A 25,104-nucleotide genomic window follows, 5' to 3' on the forward strand; every position below is an offset into this window, starting at 1 on the left:
GGATTTCGAATACAATCTGGCAGTATTGGATCAATGCAATACCAATAATCCCACTAACCTTCCTTGTCCAAGCAGTTTGGGAACTGAGCAGCAGGTATCCACCTCGTCGTCCACTACCCAACTTGGCATTAATGAAATTTTATTCAAAAACGGGAAAGTGAGATTCGTCATGGGGGGAAACCGTACAGATCTGCTGAGTTCCAATGGGATAAAGAAACTTGATCGTATCGAGGTTTACCGAAAAGAAGGAAGTGAGTATTTTCTGATAAAAAGTTATCATTTCGTAACCTCTTATTTCCGAAACTATGATAATTCTGCAGACTCCTACCTTCGGCTGGACCATGTCGAGGTCAAAGACGGGTCAGGAACATTTATCAACAGGCATTCTTTTTCCTACCATACCAGCACCATAGCCTGGTCAAGGCCCGACTCCGGTAAGGCGAGGGATTTCTTTGGTTTTTACAACGGAAAAGTATCCAACACCACGCTAATTCCTTCTACTACCATTCAATACCAACCTAATGTCCAAACTGCCCCAAGTAATATCACCATAGGTTCGGCAGACCGGTCCACCGACACCACCTTTTTGAAAAACGGGGTATTGAAAAGGATCACCTTTCCCACTATGGGCTATACAGAATTTGATTTTGAGCCCCATCGATACAATGAAGGAGGAGTAACAACCTATGTGCCCGGTTTACGGGTAAAGAAAATCACCACGTTTGACGGTGCCAAATTGATTTCAAAGGCCTATAAATACGGATCCTCAGAGAATGGATTGGGCCATAAGAATTTTGACCTGAGGGGGTTTTATTTCTATTCTGAACAATTAATCAGAAACGCCTGCTCCTTAATTCCCTGCGACCGGGAATATAGAAGTAGGATGTTCTTTTCCAATTCGGTAATCGGGCCGGGCTATGAAGATGCTCCGATCGTTTATTCCATTGCGACTGAGTATCAAAATGGAACAAATGCCAACGGGAGAACAGTCTTTGAATTCGACAATAATACGTTGATCGGAGACCCGCTTTTTTCAGTACCCTATAGCAATAAAACTTTCAGAAATTCCATGAGCTGGGCCAGAGGCAAACTGACCCGAAAAACTGTTTATAATTCTGAGGGCACCCAAGTTGCTCAAACCAATGTGAGCTATACCAATTATGGAGATCAGACATCAAATATTGGTCAGTCCGGATACCAATGGATCGTGGGAAGATGGGGAGGTTATCTATACGTGAACTGCGGGAATTCTGTGGATGGAAAAGAAATCAACCTGATGAACCTGGCAAAGACAACCGGAAACTATAAAGAAACGACCAGATCAGAAACTCTAAACTTCAGTGGAGTGGCACAGACAACCACTACCACCAAGGCCTTCAATCCCACCTACCTTCAGCCTACTTATGAGGAGCAGATCGTGTCCTCCAATCCGGAGATTGTCCGGACCAGTTTCCGTTATCCCTTTGATATAGTTAATACTTCTTCAACCTATACAGGGCTTCCCGATGCGCTCAAGCAAATGCTGCTCAAAAACATGTTGGCTTACCCCGTCGAACAATATACATGGGTCAAACCCACCTCCGGAAGCACGCAGCAAATTGTGGGTGGTCAGGTAACTGAATATGACCTGATTCCCGGAACCAATTTTTACCAATCCAAATATTTACATCTGTTGGAAGTAGCCTCTCTGGGATCTTCCTATACCACCGTTCAAGTATCGGGTTCAAGTGCACTGACCAGAGACGGCAGGTATAAACTCAGGTTGACCATGGATTCCTATGACACCCGGGGAAACCTGCTTCAGTATTCTCTTTCCGACGGACAAATCAAGTCTTTTCTATATGCCTATGAAGGCCAATATGCCGTAGCGGAAGCGACTAATTCTCCCGGATCCACCCTCGCTTTCACCTCCTTTGAAACCAATGAAAAAGGGGGATGGACCTACAGCGGGCCGGAATCCAGAGTGATGCAGGGAGAAGGAAAGACCGGGAATTCGGTGTATTTATTAAATAACGGGGATATCACTAAGGCATATAAAGGGGCCTATAAACTTAGCCTTTGGGTTCGAAAAAACACTTCTTCCTCCGCCTCCATGACAATAAACGGAGTCGATTATGGTTCCCAGGTGGGCACCTCCTGGAAGCTCATTGAGGTGACAGGCAGCGGAGGTACGATCACTATTTCCGGTTCCAACACCATGGTGGATGAGCTGCGTGTCCATGCGGCTGCGGGTATGGCAACAAGCTTTACCATTTTGCCCATGGTCGGAATACTCACTCAATTGGATTCCAAAAATTTGGGCACTTACTATAGGTATGATCCCTTTGGAAGATTGGAGACAGTCCGAAACGAGGATGGACACCTCCTGAACTTATATGATTACATCTACATCAAACCTTGAGTCTTATGATCAGATTGCATTTTTCAAAATTTTGGATTGTGATGGTGGCATGTATAGTGATTGCCAATCCATCCTTTTCCCAAGACGTCAACATAGGTTCCCCCGAAAAAACAGATCAAAGGCTGTTAGGAATTTGGAGAGTGGATTTTCCCGAATTGAAAGGGAAGCTTGACATTGAGAGCCAAAACAAACTCTCCCAAATGAGTGAAGAGGAGAGAGAGGCTGTATGGATGACTGCCGACTCCAGAATTTATCTTTTTGAACAAGATGGCAGGTATTTAATGACTTACGTCGATAGGGGAGTTTATGTCGAGGAAAGAGGAAAATGGACATTCGATTCCTCCGGCATGATGCTAAGGATGGAGCATGGCGAAGGAATCCGGGATTATCGCCTGGTTTTCACCGATAAAGGGATGATGTGGAATCCCACTGTAAAAAGGGATGAATTATTTGGGGTAATTTTTCTAAACCGACTGGATTTATGAAAACAATTTTTCTGACTTTACTTTTCCTGATTTGTTTACTTTCCGCCTCGCTGGCCCAAGTGGTGGGTTCCTCACCCTGTCTGACAGCCTATCCCTCCGCTCCTTCCCAAGTTATTGAAGCAAGCAGTTCGGTCAATCTGCTTGCCAATCCCGCTCCCTCGGGATTTGAGTACCGATGGTATGATTCCGATGGCGTCTCCCAGGTGGCGACCAGCCAAACATTAAGTACTCCGGTTTTGAGTACTACCAAGGTTTATTACCTTGCTTATTATCACACATCTACAGCTTGTCTGACTGCCAAAGTGCCTGTTAGGGTCATTTGGAATGCCGAAAAGAAAACGGTGGTAAAAACCTACGCCGTGAGAGACTCCCTCAATACAGAGGCACAGGTAAGGGCGGGAAACTCCGTCGCGATTTCGCGTGTTTCACAATACTATGACAGTTTGGGAAGAAGTAACCAAACTGTGGCGATACAGGCTTCTGTAAATGGGCAAGATATTATCTCCTTCAACACCTATGATAATTATGGTAGGCCTATGCGTGATTATTTGCCTTTTGCAAACAATAACAGCAGTCCCGGCTTATACCGCACCAATGCCGCATCGCTACACAGCACCTATTATACCTCGAACTTTGGTGATTCCAGGGGGTTTGCCGATAAAACCTATGAAGCTTCTCCGCTTAGTCGGCTTACCAAACAGGGAGTACCGGGTACTCCATGGATCGGGAAGGAAATTAAATTGGATGAAAACACCAACGGAAGCGGTGATGCAGTCAGAATTTGGACTGTGGATGGGGCAGGATTACCGGTGACTGCCTCTAATTATCCTGCCGGAGCCTTGTCAAAATTTGAGACCATTGATGAAGACAGTAGAAAGGTCATTGAGTATAAAGATAAACTGGGTAGGCTAATCCTGAAGAAAGTTCAGGAAGCCGGCACTCCTTCTGTGGATCATACCGGATGGTTATGTACCTATTATGTCTATGATTCTTTTGGCAGGCTCCGTGTTGTTATGCCTCCTTATGCTGTAGTAGCAATAATCGGTGGTGGACAAAGTTCAACTTCCACATCTATCCGTGATGGTCTCTATTACCTGTATTCCTATGACGAAAGGGGAAGAATGATCACTAAAAAACTCCCGGACAAGGGAACGGAGGAAATGGTCTATGATCTTCAGGATCGATTGGTTGCTTGGCGGGATGCAAACCTGGCAGGACAGAACAAGTGGCTCTATACCAAATATGACGCCCTTGGCAGAATGGTATTGACGGGTATTGTAACTTATGGTTCAGTTGTCACGCGGGCTACACTTCAAAGTCATGTAAATACTTTGGGGAGCAACAACGCTGTCTTGAACAGTACCTCGGGCAGATCTGGGGCTTCCAATGCTGGAGGGTATCCTCAAGTGGGACAAGGTAACGGGGAAGGGGAAGTGCTCTCTGCTAATTTTTATGATAATTACAGTTTGACAAATGCTGGAATGACCTACATCCAACGATCCGGGTTCGATGTACAAAGTTCAAAAACACATGGGTTACTGACAGGAAAACTGGTTACCAATCTTCACACGGGGACCAGGATGGAAACTGTGATGTTTTATGACAGCCACGGAAGGCAAATCCAAACACTTGAGGAGCATCATTTAGGTGGATTCAGGAGGTTTTCATCACGATATGACTTTGAAAACAAAGTCTTACAAACCATTACGGAATTTACCAGCTCCTTTGGATCGAATACTATGTATAGGTATTTTAATTACAATTCTGCAGGTTTATTGTCTTCTACTACCCATCAGATAAACGCTAGTCCAACAGTAACTCTGGCTAATTATACCTACAACAATTTGGGTGAACTTATAAACAAGACCTTCCCGGTGGCCGGAAATGCAGCGATGAATTTTACTTATAATATCCGGGGTTGGATCAAAAAAATCAACGATCCGCAGGCGAGCAATTCCTCCAACAAGGTATTTGCCCAAGAGTTGTTTTACGAATCCGGCGGGACCTCCCCGCAATACAACGGGAATATTTCAAAGGCAGAATGGAGGGGACAGGATGACATCAAGCGGGTTTATAATTATTTCTACGATCCTAATAATCGAATCAAGGATGCATTGTACACTGTTCCGGATTATACCTGGCAAGATGGTCGGTTTAATATTGGCTATGTCAATTATGATGCAAATGGTAATATCACCACCCTACAGCGGGTCAATCAGCAAAATTCAAGCATCTGGGCTTTGGTCGATAATTTGGAATATTCCTATCAGTCCAACAGTAATAAGCTCCTTAATGTCCATGACTATCAAGGGACCACTTCTTATCTTTCAAAGGACTTTAAGAATTTTGGGACTATAAATTATTCGTATGATGACAATGGAAATCTCACTGCAAATTCCGACAAAGACATTACTTCGATTACCTACAACCATCTGAATTTGCCTGCTACTATTACATTTTCAGGTTCTAATAGAAAAATAGACTATTGGTACAATTCAGAGGGAGTAAAAGTGAGGCAAGTCAACACCGATGGTGGAACTATCAATACTATCGACTATCTGAGCGAATTTGTTTATGAAAACAATGCGCTATCATATGTTATACATGAAGAAGGTCGGGCGGCTTTTGAAAATACCGCATTTCAGTATGAGTTCTTTATCAAGGATCATTTAGGTAATGTGAGGCAGGTTGTTCGGGCTCCTGTATCAGCACTGCGCATCGCTACGATGGAGCCTGAAAATGCGGAGAAAGAAGAAGAGGAATTCAAAAACATCAAAGAATCCCGGCAGGGCGCAAGTGAGCATAACAAAACTCCAGGGGGCTATGCCACGGCTTGGTTGAATGCGGATCGGGGCAGGATTTTAGGTCCGTCCAGAACCCAGGAAGTGCAAAAAGGAGATAGCGTAGAGCTTGGGGTATTTGGTAAGTATATGGATCCTCGGAAAACAAAACTCCAACCAGTTTCCTTTATCAGAACCGGAGCGAATACCAAAATGATCCAGCAGCTTACCGAGTTTGGGCAGAACCTTCGCGCAGCGGGACCGAATGAACTAGCCATCGCCAATGTGATTGCTTTGGTAATAACAGAGCTTCAAAAAAAGCCAGTACCTGAGGCCTATATGGGCTATGCACTGTATGATTCGGATAGCAACCGTTATGAGGTCGGTAAGGTGGTGCTCAGTAAAAAAGCCAGAAACAAACACGAGGAACTGATCCAAAAGCTGGCTGTCAAAAAAGATGGTTACATAGAAACATTCTTGGTCAACGAAACTGCCGAAAACGTTTGGTTCGATCAATTCCGAATTATGAGTACCGGTCCGCTGATCGTACAGGAGACTCATTACGATCCATGGGGAGTAGAGCTTTCAGGATTGGGGTATCAATATGGAGGAATCAAAATAAATCCGTATTTATACAATGGAAAAGAGGCAAACGGCCACTTGGGAGTGAACTTGTTTGATTATGGAGCAAGGATGTACGATCCGGCGATCGGGAGGTGGTTTGTGGTGGATCCGATGGCTGCTCACCCACTTCAGATTGATAAATCGCCCTACGCATACGGATGGAATAATCCAATTAGGTACATTGATCCGGATGGGATGTGTCCCAATGGATGTAATGAAAATGAGAAAAAGGGCGACTTCTATGCAGAAGGTGCTGTTGTCCAGAACAGATTTGGTGCCTCTCAGTATAATGATGGTAAATGGAAAGTCATAGAACGTACACCAATGACGGAAAACAGCTCAGATGGGGTTCGTATAAATGGGTTTTTCGGAGGGGGTTCAAGTTCTTTTGGGCAACAAGAAAGTGGTAGTCAAGCTCAAGGTGGTGGTGGTTCGGATAATGCAAAACTTGCTTTAGATATTGGAGGTTCAATTTATGGTGCTTTGCAAACGACTGTAAGACCTGGTGACCAGTGGCTTGGAAATAATGGTAAGTACTATAATAACTCTTGGGGAGGAAACCAATATACTGGTAGCCGTTCGGGAGCTTTCAAAGCGGCAAGCAATTACAAGTGGGCAGGTAGAGCTACCGTAGGACTATCTGCACTTATTGGTGCTACGGAAACAGTTAATGGTTATCAAAAGGATGGCGGGCAGTTTGGCTACAATGCACAAAGTGCAGCATTCGGAACAGTAGGAAACATTGCAGGAGGTTGGGCAGGTGCAGAAGCAGGAGCTTGGAGTTTTGGTATAGCAGGCGGTTTAATTGGTGGTCCTCCGGGAGCCGCGATTGGTGCTGTCATTGGTGGATTTGTAGGAGGTTTGGGAGGTGGCTACTTAGGTGGTAAAGTTGGAGGTGGAGCTGTTAATTATTATCACGGTAGATAAATGAAAGCAATGGAAAACTATCTAAATATTTTACATTTTTGTTTTTATAAAGCTCACTACAAATCACACTTGTTTGCTAATAAAATTAATCCTTTTAGAATATTAGCTGAGACATCTTTTATAAAAAATAGACTTGAAAAAAAAGGCATAACAAATATTGAAAAAGAAATTAACAAAGCTTTTGGCGATAAAAAATTTGGATTGAGTACTACTGTAGCAGGCGGTATCTTGTGGGGAGCAATGGCTATTTTATTTTTCTCAATTCTTATGGTATTCAATGTGTTTGTATATGCTACAACGCCTTATATTTTTGCTTGTGCAGTGCTTTCAGGAGGAATATGCTATTTCTTTGTTTTTAGAAATGATAAGTATATAAAATACTTTGATAAATACGAAAAATGGACAAAGGCTGAAAAGCGGAAAAATACTTGGCTTACATTGGCTTCTCTTTTTGCTATTTTCCTTCTCTTTTATTTAGGTCTTAAACCTTAACAAAACAGAAAAGTTTAGCCTGAGCCCCGCTACCTTCGTCCGTACCGGTATGGATCGCAAGATCATCCGAACACTGGGTGAATACGGTCAAAATCTTGCTGCCTTTCCTAGCGAAATCGCAATCGCCAATGTGATCGCATTGGTGATCGGAGAACTTCAGCAAAAGCCCGCACCGGAAGCCTATATGGGCTATGCCTTGTATGATTCGGATTCTGTTCTATACGAACAGGGCAAAGTAATTCTGTCCAAGAAGGCTAGGAACAAACATGAGGAGCTGATTCAAAAAATCGCCATTAAAAAGGACGGTTACATTGAAACCTATCTGGTAAATGAAACTGCCGAAAATGTCTGGTTTGACCAGTTCCGAATTATGAGTACAGGTCAACTCATCGTGCAGGAAACGCATTATGACCCGTGGGGTGTGGAGCTTTCAGGATTGGGATATCAGTATGGTGGAATAAAAATAAATCCGTATTTATACAACGGGAAAGAGTCAAACGGCCACTTGGGAGTGAATATGTTTGATTACGGTGCCAGGATGTATGATCCGGCGATTGGGAGGTGGTTTGTTGTCGATCCTCTTGCTAACCATGAACTTCAATTAGATAAATCACCTTATGCTTACGGATGGAATAATCCAATCAAATACATAGACCCTAATGGACTTTGTCCAAATGGATGCAGTGAAAATGAAAAGTCCGGAGAGCCATATAAAGATGGGGCAATAGTTCAAAATAAGTATGGAACATCTCAATATGTAGATGGGGAGTGGGTTACGATTTCCAGTACGCCTGATGGATCAGGAGAAAATACATCCACAGTCGAGAGCGGAGGAGGAGGAAACGGATCCGGTGCTTCAAGTGAAGGAAATGGTTTTTTTGGAAGTACAGGTTGGGGGGATATGACAAGTAATATAAATACCGGAATAGGGGCTTTTGGAATTTCTAATGGTGCTAAAACAGAATTATTTGACTACGCAGTAAGAAACAATTATAAGTCTGCGCAGTCCTGGAGCAAATTTAATAAGCTTAGACCTGCTCAACAGGCTTGGAGAGCAAACAATACATTAGGAAAAACAGGTATATCATATTTAAAATATGCAAAAGGACTTGGGGTAATTTCCGCAGGCGTAAGTACGACTTATTCAATTAGTAATGCTAGAATGTATTATTATAATGGGGGTTCGGATTGGCAAGTAGGAGTTAAATCATCCTTAGATGTTATTATGACCGGAGCTTCATTTTTTGGTCCAGTAGGTTTTGGAATAAGTGCGAGCTATTTTATTCTTGATGTTTCAACTGGAGGTTTTGGCGGGTTTGGTTCCACTAAAAAATAAATTAAATGAGAATATTAGAATACTTATATTGTAAATATTACGCATTTCAGGTTCGAATTGGGCATAGGGAAATTGCCCCGTTTAGTTCTGTATTAATCATCGCTTTTACTTTTGAACTATATTATTTCGGGTTGTTTTTTATATCAATTATATTTTTTGATAAAGACTATTTTCCAATCTCAGGTTTGTTTTTTACAGTATTTTCTATAATTTTTCTATTTTTTTTAATAATTCTGTTCTATTTTCTATTAGTTCACAAAGGAAAATATATGGAAGTGTTGAAAAGGAATAATTTAACAAACAAAGGAAGCTTGGGGGCGATATTATTCCCTCTGATTGCATTTGTTATATTTAATTTGGGATGGATCTTGAAAATGCTTCAAAATCTAGGAAAGCTGTGAAATGTATGTATATCAAAGGTAGTTTGCTGCTTAAATTGAATTCTATTTATTAGATTCGTTAAGTGGGATGTAAGGGTAGGATTTGAAAACCATATGAATTTTTTCCAGAATTATTTAACAATCGAAGGGTTGATATAAGCGAATTGATTGTGATTTTTGTCAATATTCAATTACCAATTGAATATTTGGTTTAGGTGGGTAATATTAGACAGGTGGTAAGAAACCCTTCCTCCAATCTCAGAATCGCTAGTATGGAACCTGAAAATGCCCCCGCTGAGTGTAGGGTGTGTCGTGAAGTCCTTGATGTGAATCAAAGACATGTTGTATAAAAGATGGTAGTAGGTCTACCGCAATCGCTGAGTAAGCGGAGGTTGCAAACCACCTCTCGGTGCTGCTTTGGTAACGGAGCGGTATTGAACGGAAAGAGGGAAAGGTTCGCTGGACGAATCAGGTGCGAATAAGAGAGATGAACGCAAGTGAATCTCCGATGAAGTGTCGATAAAGGGAATACATTGTCAAAAGTTGGTTTTTTATTCGACAGGTGAACAATCCAAGCTTACACCTACCTTCTCTTCATGATAATCCGCCACGGCGGACATGTTGACCGTCAGGTGGTGCGTGCCCCTGTTTCCTCATCCCGTATCGCCACGATGGAGCCTGAAAATGCGGATAAAGAGGAAGAGGAATTCGAAAACATAAGAGAGTCAAGACAAGGCGCAAGTGAGCATAACAAAACTCCGGGAGGCTATGCAACGGCATGGCTCAATGCGGATCGAGGAAGGATATTAGGACCTTCACGATCTCAAGAAGTTCAGGAAGGCGACAGTGTTGAGCTTGGGGTATTTGGCAAGTACGTGGATCCAAAGAAAGTTAAGCTAAGCCCTGCTACTTTTGCTAGAACAGGAATGGATCGAAAGATTATACGAACACTGGGCGAATACGGTCAAAATCTGGCAGCTTCTCCAAATGAAATAGCTATCGCGAATGTAATCGCCTTGGTGATCGGAGAACTTCAGCAAAAGCCCGCACCGGAAGCCTATATGGGCTATGCTTTGTACGATTCGGATTCTGTTCTATACGAACAGGGCAAAGTAATTCTGTCCAAGAAGGCCAGGAACAAACATGAGGAGCTGATCCAAAAGCTGGCGGTTAAAAAGGACGGTTTCATTGAAACCTATCTGGTAAATGAAACTGCCGAAAATGTCTGGTTTGACCAGTTCCGGATCATGAGTACCGGTCCTTTGATTGTGCAAGAAACTCACTATGATCCGTGGGGAGTAGAGCTAAGCGGATTGGGTTACCAATATGGCGGAATCAAGGTGAATCCTTATCTTTATAATGGCAAGGAGGCAAACGGCCACTTGGGAGTCAACCTGTTCGATTATGGAGCGAGGATGTATGATCCTGCAATCGGGCGATGGTTTGTAGTGGATCCGCTGGCAGAGCAAATGCGTAGGCATTCTCCCTACAGTTATGCATTCAATAATCCTATGCGGTTTATTGATCCGGATGGGATGGCGCCCATCGAGCCGAATGGTGGGATGACGTATGATGGGTACGTAGATGTAGATAAAAATGGGAATGTGCATGGGGCAGCTGGCAGAAAGAAGGATGACGAAAAAAGAACTAAGGGAGGAGAAAATACTTTAGATACCCAGGTAAAGAGAAATAAAAATATTAATAGTCAAACAAACGATGCAGGGGTACCAATTGGAGATGGTGGATTTTTGTTTAAAAATGAAAAAAAAGCATTTGCCTATATGTATTCTACCAGTTTTTTTAATTCATCAGGGGAAATAAGAGAGCTTTCAGCATGGATTACCAAAGATGGAATTTTAGTTATGCGTACCATAAAAATGGAACTAACGAAAGCAGGAATGACTATTATGAAATTACCCCTAATTCGGATGGATCTAAGTCAGTTTCCTATGGTGGAATGTCTTCTAGAATCCTAGGACACATACATACCCATCCTCATAATTATGATACAGGTCCAACCCTTCCGCATGGCAAAAGTCAGGGTGATTTTGCAATGTATGACTATATAAATAAACCAATTTTTACAATAGGGCCAAAACATATTTATATGGGTATAAGGGTAGATGGCAAGCCAGAAAGAAGTGTCGTTGGGTCAAAAGATGAAGGAGTATTTTTTGGATCAATTTATAACTGGTTAGACTAATGAAAATAATTTTAAAATTAATTGTCGTTTTTTTTCTAGTTTCTTGCAATCGAGTAGATAGAGAGGGGAAATTGGAATCAGAAAATTCTAAAGTGAAGTCTGAAAATTCTTTTTCCTATGTAATTAGGAATAAAATATTATTCGACTCTCTATCTTCTTTTGATGGGAAACTCAAGAAAAAATTTAAGAATAATTATATAATAATAGTTGAGTTAAATAAAGAGTCAACAAGAGGTGAAATTATTGTTTCTTTTTCACAAATTTTAAATAAAAGTGAGATAAGAGGTCTTTATCCTAGCTATGTGGTATATTCAGAGAATACTCCTGTATTTTTTTTTACTGGATATGAGGACTTGTTGAACATGCCACAATATTATATAGATATGGTTGATAATATTTCTAATGAAAAGCTTAATAAAGATATTGACAGTAAAGGGAATTTAGTTCCTCCGACAACTTATACTCCTATAGTTGAAAGGTTTATTATCCCCACCTGAATATAGTTTGAGGTTGAATTTAGAAAAGAAAGCTGCCTAGTCGTAATTTTCAGTTTCGCTTTTTGATTCATGCAAATTTGTAATTTGCTTTGGATACAGGACGGTGTTGCTATAAACCACTTGCAAATTGGCCTAAATCCCACTCTAGCCATTACCCACAAGAGGTCCAGGAAGGCGACCGTATTGAGCTGAAAGTGTTTGGGACCCCGATAGCTCGGGGGTCGATCCTAAGAAAGTACTGCTAAGTCCCGTGACATTTGTGAGAACGGGAATGGATCAGAAAATCATCCGTACACTGGGAGAATACGGTCAAAATCTCGCAGCATCTCCAAATGAAATAGCTATCGCGAATGTTATCGCCTTGGTGATCACCGAACTTCAGCAGAAACCCGCCCCCGAAGCCTATATGGGCTATGCCTTGTATGATTCGGATTCTGTTCTATACGAACAGGAGGACCGAGCGTGAAAAAACAGTCCAGTGGACTGTTTTAGCGAGGGGCCAGCTTGCAGGGTGGGAGTCCTAAGTAAGAAAGCACGAAACAAACACGAGGAACTGATCCAAAAGCTGGCTGTCAAAAAAGACGGATATATCGAAACCTTCTTAGTAAATGAGACCTCCGAAAATGTATGGTTTGACCAGTTCCGGATCATGAGTACCGGTCCTCTGATTGTGCAGGAGACACATTATGATCCATGGGGAGTTGAGCTTTCGGGGTTGGGATATCAGTATGGAGGAATAAAGTAAACCCCGCTGAGTGTAGTTTATGGTTGATTTTTTAGAGGGAATTTGCCTAGGCGTAATTTGCAATTACGCCTTTATATAAATACAAATTTGTAATTTGTTATTGTTGAAAAATACAATTTTATGGGAAAGGCTTACCGGATAAGAGATCAAGAACTGCCTTATTTTCTAATCTTCCAAGTTGTGGGTTGGGCGGATGTTTTTACCAGAAAAGTATATCGGGATTTCATTTTGGAAAACCTTTCGTATTGTAGGTTGGAAAAGGGATTGTACTTGTTTGGTTATGTGATTATGAGTAATCATATTCATTTGGTGGTTCAGCAAAAAGATGGGAAGCTTTCGGATTGGGTAAGGGATTTTAAAAAGTTCACGAGTAGGAAGTTGTTGAAATTGATCTTAGAGAATCCACAGGAAATGCCCCAAAGAATAAATCTCATTTAGGAGAAGAATAATCAAGAGCATTCCATCTGACCTATAAAAAATTGTATTCAGATGAAAGCAGGCGGAAAGGGATGAAGATGATTTTTGAGTATCATGCTGAGTTTAATAAGCGATCAGGCGATTTGCAGTTTTGGACTCACGAAAACAATGCGATTGAATTGTATCGACCTGAAATGATTGAAAGCAGGTTGAGCTATATTCATGAAAACCCTGTCAGGGCAGCCTGGGTCGAAAAAGCCGAAGATTACTTATATACAAGTGCACGGAATTATTCAGGACAAAAGGGCTTAATTGAAGTGGATTATTGGTATTTGTATATCCATTGCCAATTGCAAATTGGTTTGAATATTGGGGTGAAGTTACAAACTTCACCCAGCGCCCACTCGAACTTCAGACGTGCTGAGAAGAATCTACGCCTAGGAGGGAGGTTGTAATGTAGATCAGCCGAGAAACTTGGCAAAATCTGTAACTGTCGAATAACCTAGATCTATCTTCTATCAAAAAGCCCGAAGTGATTTTCGGGCTTTTTGTTTTTATGACATGTTGATTTTCGCTGATATGTATATCCACAAGCCTACCATCAAACAAATTTGATTAAGTAACACAGCGACCTGTAAAATTACCTGTGTGACTAGCTTTAACCTTTTAAAATGGATTGATCTTAAACCCAAGTAATCAGTTCCTGTCCATATTATTTACATTCACCTTGGGTCCATGACTTGAGGCCCGATAGGTCAGCGGCACAGGCATTGAAGTAAGTTTTTCCGTCGCAACCGCAAACCGGAGTATAATCGGACGTGCATGGCCCTGACCTGATCTTTTCAGGATCTATACAATTTGCTACGGGTTTTTCTTCTTCACAGTGTGAAAAGATAAAAAGAGAACCAAAGAATAATATAACAGGCAATTTTCTCATGCCTCAAGAACGGATTTCCCAATCCAGACGCTACATCTTAGGGGTGTGAGTTGACAATTTTAGACTACTCAGCCGATAAATTCCTTACTTTTGCGCAGCGAAGAAAACCCATGCTGGACAAATTACAAGCCCTGAAAGACCGATTCGAAGAGGTAGGTCAACTCATCATCATGCCGGACTCCATGTCCGACATGAGCAAATACACCAAGCTCTCCAAAGAATACAAAGAACTTGAGAAAATCGTCATCGCCTATGACGAATACAAGCTTGTGCTTCAAAACATCGACAGCTCCAAAGAGATACTGGATAAAGAAAAGGATCCGGAATTCCGTGAAATGGCAAAAGCAGAGTTGGATTACCTTCGGGAGCGAAAGGATGTGCTTGAAGGAGAAGTGAAGCAGCTGCTGATTCCAAAGGATCCGAATGACTCCAAAGACTGTATTCTGGAAATCAGAGGAGGCACAGGAGGAGACGAAGCATCGATCTTTGCAGGGGATTTGTTTCGGATGTATGAGCGGTTTTGTGAAATGCAGGGTTGGAAGCTCACGGTACTCGATTTGACATTTGGTTCTGCTGGTGGATACAAAGAAATCATTGCCACCGTCTCCGGTGCTGATGTATATGGCATGTTGAAATATGAATCGGGCGTACATCGTGTACAGCGGGTGCCTGCCACAGAATCTCAGGGAAGGGTGCATACATCCGCTGCTTCAGTGGCGGTTCTCCCCGAAATGGACGAAGTTGAGGTGCATTTGGACATGAATGAGATTCGCAAGGACACCTATTGCTCTTCTGGTCCAGGCGGTCAGTCTGTAAATACCACTTATTCCGCAGTGAGGTTGACCCACCTGCCCTCAGGCTTGGTAGTGACCTGTCAGGATGAAAAATCCCAGATCAAAAACTTTGAAAAAGCACTCAAAGTATTGCGGTCCAGACTCTATGAAATCGAACTGACCAAGCATAATGATGCAGTAGGGGCTCAGCGTAGGTCGATGGTGGGCAGTGGTGACCGATCGGACAAAATCAGGACTTATAACTACTCCCAATCCCGTGTCACAGACCATAGGATCAACAAAACGGTCTATAATCTACCGGATGTGATGGATGGGCATATCGAGGAATTCATCTCTGCACTGCGATTGGCAGAAAACCTCGAAAAAATGAAAGCCGGAGGAATCGAGTAAGTGGAACAGACTTTGAAGGAATCAATTAACAAAGTATATTGAACAAACAATAAACCAGCGGAGGAATAACCCACCTACTTTTATGATCATAACAGGAGAAAAAGAAATTAACCTAGTCAATTGGAATGACTCCCATTTTCATCAACTCTATCCGCTAGCCAATAATCCCAAAATTGCCATGAATCTGAGGGACAGTTATCCTCAGCCCTATACCATTCATGATGCGAGACATTGGATCGAGCATAATCAGAAGTTTAATCCTCCTCAAAACTTCGCCATCGAATATGAGGGAAAGTTGGCCGGGTCCATCGGTTCAGAACGCGGAAAAGATGAACTCCGAACTAATTTGGAATTAGGATTTTGGGTGGGGGAACCATTTTGGGGAAAAGGGATTGCCTCAGAAGCGGTAAAGCTTTACACCAAATATGTATTTGAAAAATTTGATATCCAGCGAATCTATGCCCAAGTCTATGACTTCAATGGAGAATCTATGAATGTACTGGAAAAAGCGGGGTACATCCCCGAAGCAATTCTAAAAAAAGCATTTATCAAAAGAGGCAGGGTTGGCGATATTTTCCAATATGTGATGATCCGCGATGAGGAATAAACTTCGATTTCCGATGGCTTAGTTTGTTCTCGTTCTCCTTTAACATATTTCCATCAATACACCCAAGTTACCGAACCAGTATTTTTCTGGAGACAATTCCATTTTTGCCCAGAAGCTGAATCAAAAGAAAACCTTTCGGAAGGGTATCGAATCGCATTTCATTTTGATAAGGTGAGATTGACCTTGTTTCTACCAATTGACCAACAGAATTGTAAATGAAGACAATGGACCACGAATCCAAAGTCTTTGATGAAATGCTCAGATTCCCCTGACTTGGATTAGGATAGACCTTCAGATCTCCTTCATCGAAAGGCTCTAACGAAGTGATGACGTTTACATTCACCGGCAGGATTCGCTTTGGGCTGTAGTTGCACGCATTTTGAGCTTCAACGGCAAGTTCATAGTCCCCCTCATTTTCCCACAAAATAATGACTCTTCCGGTCCCCTGTCCTGCCAGAATTTTTCCCCCGCCGGATAGACTCCAGCGATAGTTCAATCCTGCCGTTGCAGTTACCTCATAGATTTGCTCTCCGAGCCCCACTCGGGGTTCACCGGAAATACCCAATGGCGAATCGGGAGCAGCATTCACAGTGATCGTTTTCAGAATTGGTGCAGCGGGCCCACATCGATTCTCCTGCGAAACACTTAACTGCTGTTGTCCTGAAAGTGTCCATTTGACCTCGACTTTATGCGTTCCCTGTCCTTGGGTAATTTCGCCTCCGGTCACGTTCCAAGTATAAGTTGTCCCATCAAACTTTGGAAGGGAATAGGTGAAAGTGTTGTCCTTACATACTGCCCCATCTCCTGTGATAACCAGATTAAGAGCGGGGCTTGGAATCACCTCTACTTCCAAAGCGGAAGTCTCTCCACTGCCACAAAAATTGGAACGACTGACCAAGACTGCATTTCTACCCGGTGTATTCCATTTGACTTCAATTTGACTGGTTCCCTGGCCGGAAATTATTTCTCCTCCGTCTATCCTCCAGATGATTTCAGATCCCGGGCTTGGAAGTTGGGTTATTCGGTAGGTTGTATTTGCTAGACAGGATTTCGATTCACCGGTGATTTCTCCCAAAGTCCCCACCGGAGGGATGCAAGTATAGGTAATGATGGATCCATCCTGACCCACAAAATAAGCTTTGGAGTCGGTACCAGGACTTACCCCAGTCAAGTTTCGAACTGTTCCGGTGGAGGACTTAATCCAAGTTTCCCCTCCGTCAAGCGTGACCAGTGCTACTCCCTCATCTCCGGCAATGAATCCGATATTTTCACCAAAAAAGGCGATGGAGTTTAGATTTTTCGCGGTCCCGGATTCGATTTTTCGCCATGTTCTGGCTTTGTCATCCGTCTTAAGTATTGTCCCGGCATTTCCTACAATAATTGCGCGTGTCGTATCCAATTTGGCTAGGGCATTTAGATTTTCCTCCGTCACTTTTGGTAGCGTCTCCCACTCACTTCCGCCTGCGCTTCGACTGATTTGACCGTTATCGCCCATGGCAAAACCGAATATGAAATCAAAAAAAGTAACATCTTTCAGGTTTTTGGTGGTGTTGGATTTAATGGTTTGGTCCCAAGTCACTCCCGAATCAGTAGACCTTGTGATATAGCCATTATTGCCTGCTGCATAGATGACAGAAGGGGCAAATAAGTAAAATCCGGATATTGTGCGGTTTACAGTTAGAGAAAGTGGTACCCAATTACTACCCGAGTTTCCCGTGCGGTATATTTTTCCTCCTGCCGAACTGGTGAAGCCGTAGCTGGTATTCCAAAAGTCTATGGTTTGAATAAGGAGGGGTTCGGGAATTGGTCTGCTGACAAGGGTGGCCGCCCCGTTGGAGGTGACAAATAAGCCGCCATTTTCCCCTGCGATGTATCCGGTGTTTATGCTTTTGAAATCAACAGAAGTAAAGTTATTTCGAATACCTGCAAATTTTTGGACCCAACTTGCACCCGAGTTTGTGGAGTTCAGAAGATATCCATCTTGTCCCACAGCAGATGAAAGGGCCGAATTTGGTTTGAAAGCAATATTTTTGATGTTTCGTGTATTGGTAGCTCCAAGATTGAGTTTGGCAAAAGTGCTGCCGGCATTCACTGTTCTCACGATAGTAGCTGTATCACCCACCGCCACAATAACCCGAATGTCAAGGGGGCTAACAGTGACCTTTCTCAGCGTCTGGGTTGTATTCGAAATTAATTCGGTCCAATTTTCTCCCCCATTTGAAGTTTTTAGAATTACCCCATTTTGACCCACCACGTAGCCTGTCATAGGATCTGGAAATACAAGGCCAAACAAGTCCCTGTCGGCGGCAATGGCAGTGACGTTCCAGGTATTCCCTTTATCAAAAGATTTAAGAATTCTGCCTTGATCGGCAGTTATAAAAGCAGTGTTTTCATTTACAAATGTGATATCGTTTAGTCCCAAGTTAGTGCCGCTGGATACCTTTGACCACGTTGTTCCTGAGTTAAATGACACAAGAATTTCTCCGTTTTGGCCAACAGCCACAAGTTGTGTGGATGCCGTTTTGGCTACACTTCGAAGGTTGTTTTGAGTTCCTGAGGCCTTTTGTTCCCAACTTTTTCCAAAATCGGAACTCGTAAAAATCACCCCTTTTTCTCCTACGACTACCCCATGACCGTTACTCAAAAAGGCAACATCCGAAAATCGAGTGTCAAATTTTTGCAACACTTCATCCCATGTCGCTCCACCATCGCTGGTGCGGACGATCAAATTTTCTCCAACAATCACCCCTTCTGTTTCATTAATCCAAACAATAGATTCGAAGTCCAGTCCCCAACTTTGCATACGAGTCCAAGTTTGAGACCAGGATTCCATCGATAAAAAGAGGAGTAAAAAGAGTGTAATAGAGATTCTTTTCATTTCATTCCATGAATAATTGCTTCAATATGAAGACTTAACAAAATATTAGATCCTTAATGTATATCACAAACAGTTTTAAGTTAATCAAGTGTTCTGAACAGTTATCTAAAAATGCTTGATAAATTTAAGCTAAAATTCAAAAGGATATGAAATCGAGCCTGTGGCAGACAGGAAAGATGCAAAACAGCAGGTGCTGGCAAGATTATCCATAATGCGAAATTCCCTGCAGGTAGGTATGGCCTTTAAAAATCAAATTATCATCATATGAAGAAGCTAATCATTTTAGGGATTGTCGCATTTTTACAGCTTTCCTGTGGTCCTCAGGAGCGGGTTTCAAAAGAAACTTTTGAGCAGGTAAATCAGGCGATGGAAGTAAAGCGGCTGATAGAGGTTGAGATATTGGATGAAGCGATGGTTTGGGGAGATTCAATTTCTTCAGAGGCACAGCGACAGTTGATCTCAAATCTTCAATCAGCAATTGCAGAAAAAGGAGTGGCCGGGGCCGTTGAATTTTGTAAGGTACAGGCACTTCCGATTTTAGCTGAAGTAAGTCAAAAATATGGAGTAGAAATTCGGCGTGCATCAAATCGCTATCGTAATCCGGCAGACCAACCTAATGAAGAAGAAAAGCCAATTTTGGAAGCTTATGAATACAATGCTGAAAGTGGGAATAAAAGTGAGCCAAATATTCAAAAATTTGAGAATGGAGAGGTCTTCTTATATACCAAACCCATTGTTATTCCCGGAGGGTTTTGCCTGAGTTGTCATGGTGATCCGGGGAAAGATATCAATGATGAGACCCTTCAAAAGCTAAACGAACTTTATCCTCAGGACAATGCAAAAGCTCATAAGGTGGGTGAATTGAGGGGAATGTGGTCGATAAGAATCCCCAAACGGGAGGTCGTAAAAAGGCTTTAATGACTAATTCATTTCAAAAATCTGAAAGTGAAATACCCAAAGGATTTTTCTTCTGAGGCTGTTACAGAGAGACTTGATTATCATTATTCCAAGAAAAAAATTTATTAAAAAGGCATATATCTTAAAATAAGGCAAAAAATGACTCTGCCATTTATAGAAACAACAGAAAACAGTCGGTTATTAGGTAGATACAGTTAGCTTTTTAGGTGAAATCATCGGACTTTGATGTTTAGTTTTCACTAACCCAAAAATGCCTATGAAAATCTCTACCTATGCCAGGCTCCTAAGCCTGACATTTTTGATGTGCCTATTCAATTTAGGTACTGCACAGGCCCAGACCAAGGAGGTGTCTGGCGTTGTAATTTCCGGAGAGGATAATTTACCCCTTCCTGGGGTTTCCATCCTTCTAAAAGGTTCCACCTCAGGTACAGTTACTGATGTAGACGGAAAGTTTCGAATTTCTGTCACTTCTGATCAGTCTGTATTAGTCTTTTCTTTTATAGGATTTACTACCCAAGAGGTTTTGGTAGGAGCTCGAAGCGAGATTAGCGTAACCCTTGGCCCAGATATGAAGTCACTTGCAGAGGTGATTGTGGTGGGTTATGGTGAGCAGAAGAAGGAGACTATAACAGGCTCCGTAGCAACTGTAAAAGGGTCTGAATTAGCAAAGTCGCCTGCTGTAAACCTGTCTAACTCAATTGCCGGCCGAATGCCTGGTGTAGTTGCCGTCAACAGAAGTGGCGAACCGGGATATGACGGATCAGCAATTCGAATCCGAGGATCCAATACTTTGGGAAATAATGACGCATTGATAGTAATTGATGGGATTCCGGCACGTGCGGGAGGGATTGATCGATTGAATCCGAATGATATTGAGAGTATCTCGGTATTGAAGGATGCGTCAGCAGCAATTTATGGATCACGCGCAGCAAACGGGGTAATCCTGGTGACTACCAAAAGAGGAAAAAGTGGAATTCCAGAATTGACTTTCCAGGTAAATCAGGGTTGGGCTCAACCGACGGTGATTCCTGACTTGGCTGATGCTGCACAATATGCAGGAATGCTTAATGATTTGGATATTTATGCATTGCCTGTGAGTGAATGGGCTGCTGCTAATCAGGCCTACAAGCAAAATGGGCAATACCTGCGACCCAATGGCCAGGTTCGTAGAGCTCCATACAGACCCGAAGAGATCGAACTTTATAGAAATGGATCTGATCCTTGGCTTTATCCAAATACCAATTGGTATGAAGAAACCCTGAAAACTTGGTCTCCTCAGACGAGGATGAATGCACAATTAGTTGGTGGTAATGACAATGTCCGTTACATGACTTCAATTGGATACCAAGACCAAGATGGCTACTACAAGCAATCTGCTACTGGATTTAAACAATATGATATCCGGTTGAACCTGGATGCTAATGTTAATAAGTACATAAAAGTAGGAGTTGGTATTTTGGCGAGAGAAGAGCAGCGGTTTTTCCCGACTCGAGGTGCAGGAGCAATTTTCCGTATGCAGATGAGAGGAAAGCCAAATCAGCCGGCCTTCTGGCCAAATGGTTTGCCAGGACCTGACATCGAGAACGGCGAAAACCCAGTAGTAATCACCACAAATCAAACAGGTTATGACCGAGATACCAGAGATTACTTCCAGACCAATGGTACCTTGGAGATCAAAATTCCTGGAATTGAAGGCTTGAAGATCACCGGAACTGCTGCGATTGATAAGACCATGCAGTTCAACAAGCGTTGGGAAACTCCTTGGACCTTGTACCAACTGGGTACTGGATTTCAGGCTGATGGAGTTACTCCAAATCTAGTGGCTTCTAAAAGAGGTCCTGCTGAACCAAGACTTACTCAGGCAAATAGCAATACCTTGAATATTCTTTTAGGAACAGTTGCAACCTATGAGAAAAAATTCGCTGACAAGCATTCCTTGACCTTACTTGCTGGTTTCAACAAAGAGACTGTCGAAGGAAACAACTTCAATGCCTTTAGAAGATTCTTTATTTCATCTGCAATTGACCAAATGTTTGCTGGTGGAGATTTGGAGAAAAATAATGGAGGGGGAGCATTCGAAAGAGCGCGTTTGAATTATTTCGGTAGAGTGGGATATAACTATAAAGAAAAATATCTTGCTGAGTTCCTTTGGAGATATGACGGGTCTTACATTTTCCCTGAAAGTTCTCGATATGGCTTCTTCCCTGGAATCATGATGGGCTGGGTCGTTTCAGAAGAAAGTTTCTGGAAAAATAGCCTAGGAAAAACCTTCGACTTCTTCAAGATCAGAGGTTCATGGGGTCAACTTGGAAATGACCAAATCTTTTTCGGGGGAGCACTTCAGGAATACCAGTTCCTTTCCACATACGGATTTAGCTCTTATATCGCTAACGGAACAGAAGTAAAAACTTTATTTGAAACCCGAGTTCCAAATAATGCCATCACCTGGGAAATCGCAAATAACTCCAACTTAGGATTTGAAGGTCAGTTCCTTCAGGGCAAAGTATTCTTCGAGTTTGATTTGTTCTATAATAAGCGAACCAATATCCTTTGGAGAAAAAATGCTTCAGTGCCTCAAAGTACTGGACTCATTCTTCCTGCAGAAAATATCGGTGAAGTAGAAAACAAAGGCTTTGATATCAATCTTGGATACAGAGGAACTATCGGCGATTTGACCTTTTCATTAGGCGTCAATGGTGGTTATGCCAAAAACAAAATCCTCTTCTGGGACGAAGCACCGGGAGCGCCTGAATGGCAGCGATCGACGGGAAAGCCAATGAATACTTTCTTGGTTTACCAATATGACGGAGTTTTTGCAACTCAGGAAGACATCAGCAGCAATCCACTTGATTATCGTGCAATCACTAACAACCTTCGACCTGGCGATATGAAGTATAAGGACATCGATGGCGATGGCAAGATTACTCCAGATGACCGGATTAGAATGGATAATAATGACATCCCGACCTTCCAGGGTGGTATGACGATGAATTTGACTTTCAGGAATTTTGATCTGGCAGTATTATTTCAAGGTGCCGCAGGTGCAAGACAGTATGTAAGTGCCGGTGAATCTGGAAACATTGGTAACTACCTGTTGGAAATCCATGATAACAGATGGACGATAGATAATCCAAGTTCTGTTCACCCAAGAATTGCCAACAGAAGTGATCAGTACTACTCTGGCGGTAATACATATTGGTTTAGAAACACGGATTATATCCGATTGAAAAACCTGGAAATAGGCTATAATCTGCCTTCATACCTTTCCGAAAAAGTGGGAGTGAGAAATCTCAGAATCTATGCAAACGGACTCAATTTATTAACCTGGGATAAGTTTGGCACTTACGATCCTGAGACCATTAGTTCTACAGGTCAATATTATCCTCAGGCAAGGGTAATTAGCACAGGTATTAATGTCACATTCTAACAATTGTCACACATGAATAGAATCAATAAATATTTAACTTTTCTGCTCGCTGCATGCTTCACTTTGACGGCATGTAATGATGACTTTCTGAATACCAAACCACTAGGCGAGGTCGATGAAACAAGCGTTTGGACTGACCTTGCTTTAGCAGAAGCATTTGTGGTAGGAATATATCAAGGTTTGGGTAATGGTGGATTTGATGAGCAAATGCTCGCCTCCCTTACCGACGAAGCAATGTTCACACACCCAGGTCGAGGAATAAATACCATCACAGAGGCACGATCCAATTCTGCTGATATCGGTTGGGTAAATGGAACATTATCTTGGAACAACATGTACTCCCGAATAAGGGCAGCAAACTTGGCGATAGATAAGCTGACAAGTCCAAACTTCCCGCATTCTGGTGCTACTGTGGATAGACTGATCGCAGAGGCTAGATTTATGAGAGCCTACTATTATCATCAATTAATGAGATATTATGGTGGTTTTCCTATCATTGACAAGCCCTACACGTTGGATGCACCGACGTTTGACATCCCTAGAAATACCTTTGAGGAATGTGTCAACTTCATAGTAGCTGATCTGGATGCCGCTGCAGGATTGCTTGTAGGAAAATCTGCTATCCGTGGACGGGCCACTCAAGCTGCAGCTTTAACTTTGAAATCCCGAGTTCTTCTATATGCAGCAAGCGATCTTCATGATGGGCCTACCGCAAAAGCTAAATCTCCGGACTTGGCGGCATACGGTAAGTTGGAATACCTTGCTTATGCTTCAGGAAACAGAACAGAAAGATGGCAAAAAGCTCAGGCCGCGGCCAAGGCTGTTTTGGATATCGCATCAGGTAATCAGATGGGACTTTCGGCTCCTGTTGACCATGCTACCGGAATTCAGAACTATATTAACAATTCCATGGCGAGAAATGGTGGTCAGAATGAGATTCTGCTCGGTCGATTTTTCATCAACTTAAAAGCGGAAAACGGTGGTCGCCAGGGACTTTTCAATGGACCAAACGGCTATAATAACTGGGCTGGAAACACTCCTGTTCAACTCCTGATTGATGATTATGAAATGATGGACGGTACTTCCTTCTCTTGGAATAACCCAGCTCATGCAGCAGCTCCCTATGATAAACGGGATGCTCGATTCTATGCATCTGTCCTCTATGATGGAGCCCAGTGGAAGCCAAGATCTTCTGCAAATCAATCCAGGGATCCATTGGGTCAAATTCAGACAGGTACCTATCCAATCAATTCAGGTGGTCAGATCTTAAATCACTTTGGATTGGATACCCGAAATAGCCCGATCGAAGACTGGAATGGTACCTACACAGGGTATTATTTCAGAAAATTCATAGATGCAAATCCAGCAATCGTAGATCAAAACACTTGGCAGGAGATCCCATGGCCAGTTCTGAGATATACGGAGGCAGTCTTGAATTATGTGGAAGCTTCGATAGAACTTGGTCAGTTTGATGTAGCCAAGGCTTGGCTCAATCAAATTCGATTCCGCGTCGGTCAGCCTGCAGTAACAGAAACTGGAGATGCACTAAGACAGCGATATAGAAATGAGCGAAGAATTGAAATGGCCTATGAAGAGCAGCGTTATCATGATGTTCGTCGTTGGATGATTGCACCCCAGACACTAGGTAGACAGGCAAATGGAATCAATATCACCGCTTCATTTAAGCCTGGTCAATCTCTGAGTCGGTATAAATATGATCCTACAGTTTACAATTATGTCTATAAAGTAATTGATATGGATCCGGGTAAGGAAAATCGTAAATGGTTGGACAAAATGTATTACTTGCCCATCCATCGTGATGAAATGAACAGGAACGAGCTTCTTGTTCAAAACCCTGGATATTAA

General features: G+C 42.4%; 18 protein-coding genes. 16 read left to right on the forward strand and 2 right to left on the reverse strand.

Features of this window, described 5'->3' with window-relative positions; genetic code table 11:
* Nucleotides 1-25 precede the first annotated feature (25 nt).
* The 11 genes from Q8M62_RS11835 (at nt 26) to Q8M62_RS11885 (ending at nt 13,742) form a co-directional block, all read left to right on the forward strand.
* Nucleotides 26-2,401, forward strand: coding sequence for a hypothetical protein (locus Q8M62_RS11835; RefSeq protein ID WP_304899485.1), 2,376 nt, complete (start codon nt 26-28; stop codon nt 2,399-2,401).
* Nucleotides 2,402-2,406: 5 nt separating this feature from the next.
* Entirely contained in the window at nt 2,407-2,886 is a 480-nt protein-coding gene (locus tag Q8M62_RS11840) for a hypothetical protein (RefSeq protein WP_304899484.1), read from the forward strand.
* Complete coding sequence (locus Q8M62_RS11845; RefSeq protein WP_304899483.1) at nt 2,883-7,217, forward strand: DUF6443 domain-containing protein; 4,335 nt, start codon at nt 2,883-2,885, stop codon at nt 7,215-7,217. Before Q8M62_RS11840 ends, Q8M62_RS11845 begins: the two co-directional genes overlap by 4 nt.
* A gap of 9 nt (nt 7,218-7,226) precedes the next feature.
* Nucleotides 7,227-7,709 carry a hypothetical protein gene (locus Q8M62_RS11850; protein WP_304899482.1) on the forward strand — a complete coding sequence of 161 codons (483 nt, stop codon included), beginning with the start codon at nt 7,227-7,229 and terminating at the stop codon, nt 7,707-7,709.
* A gap of 49 nt (nt 7,710-7,758) precedes the next feature.
* Complete coding sequence (locus Q8M62_RS11855; RefSeq protein WP_304899481.1) at nt 7,759-9,045, forward strand: RHS repeat domain-containing protein; 1,287 nt, start codon at nt 7,759-7,761, stop codon at nt 9,043-9,045.
* 976 nt (nt 9,046-10,021) lie between these two features.
* Nucleotides 10,022-11,401, forward strand: coding sequence for an RHS repeat domain-containing protein (locus Q8M62_RS11860; protein WP_304899480.1), 1,380 nt, complete (start codon nt 10,022-10,024; stop codon nt 11,399-11,401).
* A gap of 226 nt (nt 11,402-11,627) precedes the next feature.
* Entirely contained in the window at nt 11,628-12,125 is a 498-nt protein-coding gene (locus Q8M62_RS11865; RefSeq protein ID WP_304899479.1) for a hypothetical protein, read from the forward strand.
* Nucleotides 12,126-12,396: 271 nt separating this feature from the next.
* Nucleotides 12,397-12,591 carry a hypothetical protein gene (locus Q8M62_RS11870; protein WP_304899478.1) on the forward strand — a complete coding sequence of 65 codons (195 nt, stop codon included), beginning with the start codon at nt 12,397-12,399 and terminating at the stop codon, nt 12,589-12,591.
* Between the two features lie 12 nt (nt 12,592-12,603).
* Entirely contained in the window at nt 12,604-12,870 is a 267-nt protein-coding gene (locus Q8M62_RS11875; protein ID WP_305668158.1) for a hypothetical protein, read from the forward strand.
* A 120-nt stretch (nt 12,871-12,990) separates the two neighbouring features.
* Nucleotides 12,991-13,308 (forward strand): transposase, encoded by a 318-nt coding sequence (locus tag Q8M62_RS11880; RefSeq protein WP_304899476.1) that lies wholly within the window; start codon nt 12,991-12,993, stop codon nt 13,306-13,308.
* A 71-nt stretch (nt 13,309-13,379) separates the two neighbouring features.
* On the forward strand, nt 13,380-13,742 hold the full coding sequence (locus Q8M62_RS11885) for a hypothetical protein (RefSeq protein ID WP_304899475.1): 363 nt from the start codon (nt 13,380-13,382) through the stop codon (nt 13,740-13,742).
* A 257-nt stretch (nt 13,743-13,999) separates the two neighbouring features.
* Here Q8M62_RS11885 and Q8M62_RS11890 read toward each other — a convergent pair whose 3' ends face one another.
* The gene (locus tag Q8M62_RS11890) at nt 14,000-14,224 is read right to left on the reverse strand and encodes a Kazal-type serine protease inhibitor family protein (protein WP_304899474.1); all 225 of its coding nucleotides are present in this window, start codon (nt 14,222-14,224) and stop codon (nt 14,000-14,002) included.
* A 110-nt stretch (nt 14,225-14,334) separates the two neighbouring features.
* Between Q8M62_RS11890 and prfA the strand changes: the two genes are divergently transcribed.
* Together prfA and Q8M62_RS11900 are read left to right on the forward strand one after the other, a co-directional pair.
* The gene (prfA, locus tag Q8M62_RS11895; protein WP_304899473.1) at nt 14,335-15,408 is read left to right on the forward strand and encodes a peptide chain release factor 1; all 1,074 of its coding nucleotides are present in this window, start codon (nt 14,335-14,337) and stop codon (nt 15,406-15,408) included.
* 82 nt (nt 15,409-15,490) lie between these two features.
* Nucleotides 15,491-16,015: a GNAT family N-acetyltransferase gene (locus Q8M62_RS11900; protein ID WP_304899472.1), complete on the forward strand. Its 525-nt coding sequence runs from the start codon at nt 15,491-15,493 to the stop codon at nt 16,013-16,015.
* A gap of 67 nt (nt 16,016-16,082) precedes the next feature.
* Here Q8M62_RS11900 and Q8M62_RS11905 read toward each other — a convergent pair whose 3' ends face one another.
* On the reverse strand, nt 16,083-18,893 hold the full coding sequence (locus Q8M62_RS11905; RefSeq protein WP_304899471.1) for a YCF48-related protein: 2,811 nt from the start codon (nt 18,891-18,893) through the stop codon (nt 16,083-16,085).
* A 264-nt stretch (nt 18,894-19,157) separates the two neighbouring features.
* Between Q8M62_RS11905 and Q8M62_RS11910 the strand changes: the two genes are divergently transcribed.
* The 3 genes from Q8M62_RS11910 (at nt 19,158) to Q8M62_RS11920 (ending at nt 25,104) form a co-directional block, all read left to right on the forward strand.
* Entirely contained in the window at nt 19,158-19,811 is a 654-nt protein-coding gene (locus Q8M62_RS11910; RefSeq protein ID WP_304899470.1) for a DUF3365 domain-containing protein, read from the forward strand.
* 256 nt (nt 19,812-20,067) lie between these two features.
* Nucleotides 20,068-23,238 (forward strand): SusC/RagA family TonB-linked outer membrane protein, encoded by a 3,171-nt coding sequence (locus Q8M62_RS11915; RefSeq protein WP_370690530.1) that lies wholly within the window; start codon nt 20,068-20,070, stop codon nt 23,236-23,238.
* 12 nt (nt 23,239-23,250) lie between these two features.
* Complete coding sequence (locus Q8M62_RS11920) at nt 23,251-25,104, forward strand: RagB/SusD family nutrient uptake outer membrane protein (RefSeq protein WP_304899469.1); 1,854 nt, start codon at nt 23,251-23,253, stop codon at nt 25,102-25,104.

It is taken from the genome of Algoriphagus sp. (assembly GCF_030694375.1).
Taxonomy (GTDB): domain Bacteria; phylum Bacteroidota; class Bacteroidia; order Cytophagales; family Cyclobacteriaceae; genus Algoriphagus.

What these genes read in the sequence shown, in the direction of transcription:
- Q8M62_RS11840 (WP_304899484.1), top strand. Translation starts at nt 2,407, where the DNA reads ATGATCAGATTGCATTTTTCAAAATTTTGGATTGTGATGGTGGCATGT.
- Q8M62_RS11845 (WP_304899483.1), top strand. Translation starts at nt 2,883, where the DNA reads ATGAAAACAATTTTTCTGACTTTACTTTTCCTGATTTGTTTACTTTCC.
- Q8M62_RS11850 (WP_304899482.1), top strand. Translation starts at nt 7,227, where the DNA reads ATGGAAAACTATCTAAATATTTTACATTTTTGTTTTTATAAAGCTCAC.
- Q8M62_RS11855 (WP_304899481.1), top strand. Translation starts at nt 7,759, where the DNA reads ATGGATCGCAAGATCATCCGAACACTGGGTGAATACGGTCAAAATCTT.
- Q8M62_RS11860 (WP_304899480.1), top strand. Translation starts at nt 10,022, where the DNA reads ATGATAATCCGCCACGGCGGACATGTTGACCGTCAGGTGGTGCGTGCC.
- Q8M62_RS11865 (WP_304899479.1), top strand. Translation starts at nt 11,628, where the DNA reads ATGAAAATAATTTTAAAATTAATTGTCGTTTTTTTTCTAGTTTCTTGC.
- Q8M62_RS11870 (WP_304899478.1), top strand. Translation starts at nt 12,397, where the DNA reads ATGGATCAGAAAATCATCCGTACACTGGGAGAATACGGTCAAAATCTC.
- Q8M62_RS11880 (WP_304899476.1), top strand. Translation starts at nt 12,991, where the DNA reads ATGGGAAAGGCTTACCGGATAAGAGATCAAGAACTGCCTTATTTTCTA.
- Q8M62_RS11885 (WP_304899475.1), top strand. Translation starts at nt 13,380, where the DNA reads ATGAAGATGATTTTTGAGTATCATGCTGAGTTTAATAAGCGATCAGGC.
- Q8M62_RS11890 (WP_304899474.1), bottom strand. Translation starts at nt 14,224, where the DNA reads ATGAGAAAATTGCCTGTTATATTATTCTTTGGTTCTCTTTTTATCTTT.
- prfA (WP_304899473.1), top strand. Translation starts at nt 14,335, where the DNA reads ATGCTGGACAAATTACAAGCCCTGAAAGACCGATTCGAAGAGGTAGGT.
- Q8M62_RS11900 (WP_304899472.1), top strand. Translation starts at nt 15,491, where the DNA reads ATGATCATAACAGGAGAAAAAGAAATTAACCTAGTCAATTGGAATGAC.
- Q8M62_RS11905 (WP_304899471.1), bottom strand. Translation starts at nt 18,893, where the DNA reads ATGAAAAGAATCTCTATTACACTCTTTTTACTCCTCTTTTTATCGATG.
- Q8M62_RS11910 (WP_304899470.1), top strand. Translation starts at nt 19,158, where the DNA reads ATGAAGAAGCTAATCATTTTAGGGATTGTCGCATTTTTACAGCTTTCC.
- Q8M62_RS11915 (WP_370690530.1), top strand. Translation starts at nt 20,068, where the DNA reads ATGAAAATCTCTACCTATGCCAGGCTCCTAAGCCTGACATTTTTGATG.
- Q8M62_RS11920 (WP_304899469.1), top strand. Translation starts at nt 23,251, where the DNA reads ATGAATAGAATCAATAAATATTTAACTTTTCTGCTCGCTGCATGCTTC.